We start from the raw sequence: 9,575 nt of genomic DNA, 5'->3' as shown, positions 1-9,575 counted from the left end.
CCTTACCGAAGACAGTTCCTCGACTTTAGAAAGATTGACCATAAAACTTCTATGCACCCGGCAGAACATTTTTTGCTTAAAACGATTTTCCAGCTCATATAAAGGAAGGTTGGTTAGATATTCCTTATCATAAAGATGTGCTGTAGTATAATTTTTAACACTTTGCAGATAAATAATCTCATCCACATCTATAAAAATGATTTTACCCTTGGTAAAAACAGGAAGTTTAATCAGATATGCCTGTGAGCTTTCCTTTTCGGCAATCATCACTTCACTGGTAAGATCGTTAATTACCATCACAACACCGGCGCGTAGATCATCAGAATCCAAAAGGGGATTGAGTCGTACAGATAGTATCATGGTAGGCCCATCTATAATTTTTACCAGGGGAAGAAGCTGGTCTTCACTGCCAAGCGTTTTTGTGATTAAGTGGTTAACTATTTTCTGATTTTTCGGCAGATGGCATTCAAGGACATTCATTCCTACAGCTCGATTTCGTACACGAGCCAGCATTTTTTCAGCAAAAGGATTCATAAATGTAATCTGATTTTCCAAATCAATGACCACAACCCCGACACCAAGAGAAAATAAGAGCTCTTTAGCCATTCCGTTTATTTTCTCATTATCATTCTGTCCCATTTAAACTCTCCAGAAGATGGCTAACTATATTCAGAATAGGTTGACCGACCTATGGGTCGGGAATTTGCTGGAAAATACCGGTTGAATCAAAGCGGAAATACCGAATTATCCGATGACTACACCTGCAATTAACACAGCTGAGCATTCAAGTGATTTAATAAGATAGCAGTTGCTTTTTGTCAAGTTAAGTATGAAAAACACTTTTTCAGCAATTCTCGGTCACATACTATTTTCAAGTTCAGCTCTCCTGTTTTTTCCATTGGAGCATACCACCCTCAAAGTTAACAGGCTTCATGATCCGATACTAATAAAAAACAGTGTTGCGCGTTTCGCACTATACTGTATAATCCATCTATGATAAAAATGAGAATAGGTTTTTCAATTTTAGCTGCCATAATTGTTGTGACTCTGTTATTCCCCTGTCCCACAAAAATATTTGCAGAAAATGAAACAAAGAACAAATCATCATTAAGACAGCTTGAGGCTGACCGGCAACAGCTTTTGATTGACGTCAGACAATTTAAACATAAGGTCCGGGAGGAACTGAAATTGTCTGCTTTGAGGGAACGAAACAGGCTTATATCAGAGTCAGGTGCCCTTGAAAGCACTTTTTCAAAGAACAAATTTAATGTCATAAAAGACCGGGCAGAGTGGGTAGCCTTAGCCTTTGGGGGTGACCCGGATATCATGGGTCGATATTTTCACCTTGCCTCCCTGATTATTGCAAAAGTGGAACCGGGTGAAACCTTGAAAGAATCCTATGGCATTGCGCATAAAAGTGACTTGGAACGAAACCAGTCAGTGGCCCAATTCCGTCAGGGGCTGTTGGAGAATGTCTCCATTGCCTATCTGCGCTATTTGCTTATGGAAGACCCGGTTCAGGGGGCAGTGGACTTTCGTGCCTATACAAATGCTTTGAGAAATCTACAGGTGGCAGAGCAGTTCAGGACTCAGGCTCAGTCTATGGAACTTGAAGCAGACCAGCAACTGGCACGTGATCTTGCATCAGGTGTGCCTCTTCTGGGGGATGCTCTTGATGTCATTGGTATTGTCACCGGAGAAGATGCGTTGACAGGAGAGAAATTATCAAACACCCAGATGGCAGTGGATACCCTGTTACTGCTGGCACCTGAAGCCCTTGAAGCCTTTTTTGTTGGAAAGCCAGCCTTTATAAAGGATCTCCAAGGTCTTTCCAAAAAAATAGATGACATGGATTTTTCTGCACTTAAGAAATTCTCAGCTGCATTGGAAAAAACCCCTGATCAGATTAAAGCCATTTCCAAAAAAATACAGGCGGCGGCAGAAGCAAGAAAACAGGCAGCCCTGTCTAAAAAGGTTGAGGCTTTGAAAGCCGCAAAAAGGCAAAAGGCCAAGCAGCTTGCAAAAAAAATGGATGAGGAGGTCATTAAAAATATTAAATCTGTCGACAACCCCGCAAAACTGCAGAAAAAAGTTGAGATTTGGCAGGCAGCAGAAAGTCAGGGGAAAAAAAGGATTCAAAAGTTTGCTGACATGGTGCCGGAAAATACGATTCCTGGTGTTTATAACCCTGAACTTTTAGATGCATACCAGGCAATCCGCAAGGATAAACGTGCCTTAAATCAGATCCAGAATACAGAGTTTCAGGAAATTCGGGAACAGATGCAAAAGCTTGAAGACAAACTTTATTCCCATGTGGATGTGGACGGCAATTTTACTCTTGGCAGGGTGGATGTGGATGCCATTGATGCAATCAAAAAAGATTTTATCCGCAAAGCTGATCCTGAAACACTTTCCAGATTGAAATCAAAACCGCCGAAAGACTTGTTACCCGATGAGATAGTCCTGTTAAAAAAAGAAGCAGCAAGGGAAAGGATGATAGCAGATGTCGTGAGGCACGGGGCAAAAAACGGAGCTGGGCAGACTTCCGAATACCTTGGAAAAGTCCTGGATTTTGACAATCTTAAAATCACGGTCTTCAATGCCACCAATAAACCACCCGAAATAGGAAAAATCGGGTTTGACCGGGATATCACATACCAGGTGGAAATTCCAATGCAGACCCCGGTTTTGAAAAACCCCACTACCGGACGAATTGAAGTAGTAAAGATCCCGGCAAAAAAAGTGGACATTCCGGCAGAACTTGTAGAGGAGTATTACCATAAAAGCTTATACAAACATTTGAACCCGGATAAACCCCTGCCCGGAAGAGACCAAATTAAGGAATTCGGTCAAAAAATGGACCATCAGGTAACGGATGCCCTTCACAAGGATGCTTACCGGATGGATTATGGCAGAGAAAAGTATGATTTGGATGAAATTTCTGATTTTTTTAAGGATCCCACACTTTTAACCAAACAGGGTATGCGAGTAGAAGATTTTGCAGACACGGTGACCTTTAAATCAAAGCATTGGTTTGAACTGGCCGAAAAAACAGATGACGCCGGGACTGCCATGGCCCAGGTGGCCGAAGGAATGCGCCAGGCAAGCAAGCAAAAAGAAAACTACATGGAAATGCTCTTTGATTATTATGGGCTGTCAGCACAAAAGGCAATGGACCCGCGTCTTCAAAAGGGCATGCATATTTTTGACATGGTACGCGAGGGCCGCCTTTCCGTTCCCGAGGCCGATGCTGCCCTCAAGGCCATTAGCATGGACAAAAATGAAGTCGTGGAAAAATTTGGCCAGTATTTTGAATCCATAATCAAGCTGAACAAAAAGCAGGTGCAGAAAATAAAAGCATCAGGTAAGGCAGGGGGAACAATCCAATGAAAACAGCTAAGTTATTGGGGCTTGTCAATGCCATAATTATTCTGTTTCTATTTTTATTACCCATTGCCGGGGCACAGGACATTACCGATGTATCAGACCAGCTTGATGCCTTGAAGAAAAAACACATTCGATACCAGATCCGGGCAGAACAGATCCAGTTGCAAAAAAGCCCATTGGCAGATTACTTTCTTTTGTTGTCTGATATTGAAATACTTGAAAAAGAGATTGAAGAACTGGAACAAATACTTGAACAATCTTCAGCAGATATGGACTTGGTTTTGCCATCTTTTGAGATTAAAGCCTTTTTAGACAAAGTACAAGGGGCACCAATCAAGGATTATGTAAGCAACGGGGATATTGTTGCTTTTTCTGCTGATGTGGAACATCCTTTGTTTGATGGAGATCCTAAACCCTCGGAAATATTCTGGCAGTTATATGACAATAAGGGCAACCCGGTTCCGGGAGTGCTGAAACGCAAACAAACCTATGAAGGTGGTATAGTCCCCTATACTTTTAGATTCCGGCTCGACAGCCTCCCATCCGGCATATATAAGGTAGGACTCACCCACTACCTTCTTGAAAGCCAGGAGATAAAAACCCAGACATCAACCTCTTTTGAAATTTTTGATGCCGCATCTATCAAAAAAATAATTGTTACGGATAAACCCGGTGGAAAAGAGAACCAATCTTATCTGACCAATGACAAGCTGCCCCATATTTATGTATATTATACGCTTGCCAAAGGTGTGGAGTCTGCAGATGCCACAATTATGGTTGTAGATGCAAAAAGCGGAGATTGTATGACCTCTGTCACGCAAACCAGGCCAAAGGAAAAACAATACCTGGGCATCCGTCTTGAAAAAAATACGTTAAAATCGCGGCAGAATCTAAAAGTAGTGGCAAAGATCACTACTCCGGATCAAAAAACAAAAACCCTTGAGTCACGGTTCAGTGTCGGCTTTTACAAGGCACGGATTTTACTTCCCATTCACCTTAAATCCAGAGAGGCAGAAAATTTCAGGGTATCACTGCCCAACGACTTCAAAGGCCCTTTTTTAGTTAATATCAATCCCTCCCCCGGTGTGGTGGCAGGTCATACAAACAATGGCCTTACCGGGACCGTCACAGGGATTGCAACAGATTATAATATGTCAGGATGGCTTGAGGCAACTGTGACTGATTCAACAGGCCGCATTGCCAAAGGCATTGCTGATTTTATGATAAAAACAAAACCAAAACAAGTAGTGGCAGGTACAGGAAAATCCAGCAGTACCAAAACATCCTTTAAAAAAGTCAGCCCTCCCGACTGGCCTATGGCCTCCCCGCCTTCTTCACCCTGCACCCCTTCTTATGCAGATGGCAAACAGACCTTGTCCCCTAAAACAGGAAGTGATGTGGAGTGGCGATTCATTGATGATGGCGCTTACCACAAATATTTTCAGGTAAAAAAAGGTACAGGGAAAAAACATGGGCTCTATTTGGAATTTCGTTATCAAAATGACCAAATTAAATACCTTGACACAGAAGGCTGGTATGAGAATGGCAAAATGCATGGGGTTTGGCGACAATATTCTAAGGGCAAAAAATACTCGAGTTGTTTTCCTTATAATGTTCTCAGCTATCGTCATGGTAAGGAGCATGGCCCGGGTTATTTATGCTTCACTGATGGTGCGGGAGTTCAAGTACACACAAAGCATGAAAACGATCATCAAACATACGCCGAGCAATATACTAAAAGCGGCAAGGTTAGATGCCGCAGACATTGGAGCCAAACACCACCTTACAATGAAATTCGCAAGGAAGGAGACTGCTTTGATTGAAATATCTCAGAATAAAAATAAAAAAGGAAACCACAAAATGAGAAAGACTGTTTTGACAAGCATGATCATTTATTGCATGTTAATTGGTTTATGCAGTGACGTTTTATCTGCTCAAAAAAAAGAATGCGTGTCCTTATTAGACACATCCCAGGAACTAAGAGAACAGTTTACTGGTGATTCACTTTACCACCGTCTTATTTTTGAAGATAATTTCGAGGATAACCGACATCAATGGCCTGTTGGAACAAAAAAAATGAAATATGGGAAAAAAACCTATGCCAGCAGTGTGAACATTAAAGATAATAAACTTAATTTTGATATGGCAACAGGAACAGTGATTGCCATTGCTAAAGGTATTTCTCGTGATGGAGTCGATTGTAATGGCTGTCAGAAATGGCCCATTTTTAGCAGTGACCTTTTAATTGAAACATGTTTTAAAATTCTGAAAGGTGATAAAGGGTTCGGCCTGGTTTGGGAATATTTTTCAGATGGTCGTGGGCACTCCCTATTGATAAAGCCCTCAGGTGACTTTGCTTATTTTAAAAAAACATATAATCAAAAAAATGAAACTAAACCAATCTGGAAAAAGAGTGACGTCATCAGGAAAGGAAAACAATACAATACGCTGTCAGTTCTTAAACGTGGTATGAATTTGGAATTGTATATCAATGGGAAACTTGTTGCAGAGGAAACCTATACTGATTGCGGTGGTGGCGGCATAGGTTTCAGATATTCGAGTTCTGGGCGAACAAAAGCGGAAATATCTCATCTTATAGTCAGGGAAGCTCCACTGGGCAGGGAACCTGCAGTCTCTGATAATGAGATTATTAAAATGGCCACAGGGGGAAAACAGACTGGATTTATGAAAAAGATAAATAATGCGTATCTTGATCTGCGAACCAATCTGATCTGGCATGGGAAAGGAACCCGGTACAAATTTTCTGTAATATTAAAAATGAATTTACAGAATGTATCCGGGTTTTCAGATTGGCGACTTCCATCCACAGCTGAATCAGAAACCATTATACCGGAATTTAAAAAATATACAAATGGACGTGCCGTCCGAAACGGTCCTTTAGATCTGGCATTGCTTTTAAACAGATCTGATTCACAAAAACAAGATCAATTGTCAGAACAACAGGAAAAAATTTTTGAACGGGTAAGTGTTGCATACAAAACCGGTCTTGAAGATTCAGGGGAACTGCTTTTTGATGCCCTTTTAAACCAGGCGGCTGATACTCTATTTGCCAACAACTATACAAGGGTGATTGCAGAGAAAAACCTTCCGTTGAAGCTTGCTGGAAAGCTGCTTTTAGCTGTATATGATAAAGAAAAGAATAATCCGGTCTTCTGGTATGAATATGCCCATTTGGCAGGGCTTGCAAACCAATCTGCCCTGGTTTTGCAGGGTGCAAGACAATTGACGAAAATTTCCTATAACGGGGATTTTAAGGAAGAACTCCAGGACCAGGCAGCAGTATTTGAGGCCCTTGGTTATATGCTGCTGGGGCAGGATGACAAGGCTTATGCCGCACTTCTCATGCGGTTTGATTTGAAAGATAATTTGTTTATCCCATCCTATCTGAATAGGTTTGCAACCCCCTTGTTAAAGGATAAATCAAAACTTGCAAAGCTGATCGGGTTTGATGAACAATTTCTCTCCGGCACATATGCTGTTCCGGAACCCCAGTCTTTTTACAATATAGAAACGCGGCAGCTGGTTGAGCCTGTAAAAAATACACCGGACATAGTCAAAGAGACACCCGGAACCGAACCTTTGGTAAAGACCAAAATAAAAACAAAGACACCCGGTGCAACCGTCTTAGATTAATCGTCTGACACTTTTCTATTGACAAAATCGAAAAGTAATATTACTTTATCGCTTATAGATATCGACATTCGATATCTATAAGCGATAACTAAGAGGCTCTGATTATCAAAAGAAGAACAGATTGTAAGCGGTAAGATTAGAAAATATTACGCCATCACTTCATTGGGACTGGAAGTTTTCAAAGATGCCGGGGAAAAGGCGGCTGAGCTTTTTCATGAGATTGAAGGCAAAAAAAATGATAAAATTTGAATCTGTATATCTGAAACGAAATGATAAAGAGCTTTTTTCCGGTTTGGACTTTTTTGTTCAAAAAAACGAAAAAGTATTGATTCAGGGCAAATCAGGTATCGGTAAAACAACTTTATTTAAAATTCTCCTTGGATTTGAAACAATAGATAAAGGAAGGGTCTCTTTTAATAATTTTGATATAATTAAAGAACATATCAAGGATATCCGGCATCAGATTTTTTATCTAAGCCAGGATATTGATTTTAAGGATGGGAAGGTAGGCGGCCTTCTTGATGAAATTTGGGAGCATAATTTATTAAAAAATCAGGATAAGGCCCGTTTTACGGATCTGCTGAATTTTCTTGACCTGAGTGATAAAATCCTGGATCAAACCGTCAAGGAGTTATCCGGTGGAGAGCGCCAAAGAATTGGTCTATTCATCTGTTTTCTTCTGGATCGCCCTGTCTGGCTTTTGGATGAGCCTACATCGGCTCTTGATGACATCATGAAAAAAAAAATAACAGACTATATCCTTGATCAGGAAAAAACAATTATCATTATTTCCCACGATAATACCTGGAAAAAAAATAATAAAGTTAAAATCGAAAGGTGGTTATAAATTGGGTGCCCGGGATTTTACTCTTTTATCGCTTATATCATTATTTGTCTTTCTTATTCCTGTTTTCTATATCAACAGGCGTTTGAGACTTACCATCAATAAAACCATGATCACCTCTATTTCCAGGATGTGCATTCAATTGTGCTTTGTGGGGGTTTATCTTGAATTTTTATTCAAATTTAACTCACCGGTTTTAAATACGGTTTATCTTTTGATCATGATATCCATCGCCTGCCCGTCCATCTTGAAATCAAGCAATCTTAAAATCAGAAAATTTTTTATTCCTGTATTTTTTTCCCTGCTTATCCCGTTTGCCATTGTTCTATTTTTCTTTAATGCCATGGTGGTAAGACTCGACAACCTGTTTGAAGCAAAATATCTTATCCCCATCGGTGGTATGCTGCTTGGAAACTGCCTGAGAAGCAATATTATCGGACTGAACAATTTTTATTCGGGAATTAAAAAGGATGAAAAAGTCTACCTGTATTCAATATCACTATTTAATAACCGTATCCAGGCATTAAAGCCCTATTTTAAGGAAAGTTTTTTGGCAGCCATCACTCCGACCATGGCTACCATGGCTACCATCGGCCTTGTTTCTTTACCAGGCATGATGACCGGTCAGATCCTTGGCGGCTCCATTCCAATTGTGGCAATAAAATACCAGATTGCCATCATGCTCTCAATTTTCTACACAGTGTATTTCAGCACCATGCTGTCTGTTTTATTATCTTTAAAAGTGGGATTTAATGAGCTTGATGTGTTGAATCAGGATATTTTTATTTCCAAGGAATAAAAATACCTTCAAAAAAATCAAAGAGAACCGGTCAATGCAGTAATTTTTCTTGACAGACCCTATCTTCTTTAATAGCTATAGCTATTAAATTGTTGCCAGAAGGCAGCTGTGTCCTTTTAGTATTAGTTGTTAAATAATTTTAAAAAAGCCACGAAGGCTTTCAACCTCGCACTAGAGGTTTAAGGTTTTCGTGGCTTTTTTTTATATAATAAAGAAGGGAATTTAAAATGTTTACAAGCTTTCATTTTGATAAAACAATAACAGCCGACCAGTCTTGCATCAGAAAAAATATTGCAGATTACTGGTCCTGGCGTTCATCATCTTTTGATGAAACTTCTGCCCAACAGCAAACATGGGAGGAGGCCTACCTTGCTGCGATCGGGGGTGATAAACAATGTGAAATCCTGGATATCGGAACAGGTACCGGATTTGTCGCCCTGTGTTTTGCAAAAGCCGGACATAAGGTAACAGGAATCGATATCGCACCAGGGATGCTTGCACGCGCTCGATCAAAGGCAACTTTGGAGGGACTTGAGATTGATTTTTTAATTGCAGATGCTGAAAATCCTCCCTTTCCTCCTAAAAGCTTCGACGTTATTGTCTGCAGAAATCTGTTGTGGACACTTTGCAATCCGGACCGAGCCTTAAATCGCTGGTATCAACTCCTGCGGCCCGGCGGACGTATCATTGTGTCTGACGGAATATGGCGGATTTCAGGTCTGAAAGGCTTTTTTCAAAAAATGAAAGGATACGCCAATACCATGCTGAAAAATAGAAAAAAGTCTTATCCTGTACGATTTGAGTTTGCGTATCGAAATGCAAGAAAAGCTCTTCCTAACTTTAAGGGTATGAAGGCGAAAGATGCTGAATCAATCCTGAAAATCTGCGGGT

7 protein-coding genes are annotated in these 9,575 nt (G+C 40.5%); 6 read left to right on the top strand and 1 reads right to left on the bottom strand.

Annotated features, from left to right (window positions below; all coding sequences use genetic code 11):
* Positions 1-639: LytTR family transcriptional regulator DNA-binding domain-containing protein (locus tag K8S13_RS03675; protein WP_291460536.1), on the bottom strand; the 639-nt coding region annotated here is incomplete at its 3' end.
* A 363-nt stretch (positions 640-1,002) separates the two neighbouring features.
* Between K8S13_RS03675 and K8S13_RS03670 the strand changes: the two genes are divergently transcribed.
* From K8S13_RS03670 to K8S13_RS03645, 6 genes are all read left to right on the top strand, one after another.
* Positions 1,003-3,390: a pre-toxin TG domain-containing protein gene (locus tag K8S13_RS03670; protein WP_291460535.1), complete on the top strand. Its 2,388-nt coding sequence runs from the start codon at positions 1,003-1,005 to the stop codon at positions 3,388-3,390.
* Complete coding sequence (locus tag K8S13_RS03665; protein WP_291460534.1) at positions 3,387-5,210, top strand: hypothetical protein; 1,824 nt, start codon at positions 3,387-3,389, stop codon at positions 5,208-5,210. Before K8S13_RS03670 ends, K8S13_RS03665 begins: the two co-directional genes overlap by 4 nt.
* Positions 5,203-7,041, top strand: coding sequence for a hypothetical protein (locus K8S13_RS03660; protein ID WP_291460532.1), 1,839 nt, complete (start codon positions 5,203-5,205; stop codon positions 7,039-7,041). Before K8S13_RS03665 ends, K8S13_RS03660 begins: the two co-directional genes overlap by 8 nt.
* Positions 7,042-7,276: 235 nt before the next feature.
* Positions 7,277-7,888 carry an ATP-binding cassette domain-containing protein gene (locus tag K8S13_RS03655; RefSeq protein ID WP_291460531.1) on the top strand — a complete coding sequence of 204 codons (612 nt, stop codon included), beginning with the start codon at positions 7,277-7,279 and terminating at the stop codon, positions 7,886-7,888.
* A gap of 1 nt (position 7,889) precedes the next feature.
* Positions 7,890-8,684, top strand: coding sequence for an ABC transporter permease (locus K8S13_RS03650; protein WP_291460529.1), 795 nt, complete (start codon positions 7,890-7,892; stop codon positions 8,682-8,684).
* Between the two features lie 227 nt (positions 8,685-8,911).
* Positions 8,912-9,575: class I SAM-dependent methyltransferase (locus K8S13_RS03645; RefSeq protein ID WP_291460528.1), on the top strand; the 664-nt coding region annotated here is incomplete at its 3' end.

The organism is Desulfobacula sp. (genome assembly GCF_021107415.1).
Note: the sequence above shows the minus strand (reverse complement) of the source record. Positions and strands in the feature narration are given on the sequence as shown.

Bases quoted from the DNA above. Each gene is read 5' to 3' on its own strand.
- K8S13_RS03670 (WP_291460535.1), top strand. From the start codon at position 1,003: ATGAGAATAGGTTTTTCAATTTTAGCTGCCATAATTGTTGTGACTCTG.
- K8S13_RS03665 (WP_291460534.1), top strand. From the start codon at position 3,387: ATGAAAACAGCTAAGTTATTGGGGCTTGTCAATGCCATAATTATTCTG.
- K8S13_RS03655 (WP_291460531.1), top strand. From the start codon at position 7,277: ATGATAAAATTTGAATCTGTATATCTGAAACGAAATGATAAAGAGCTT.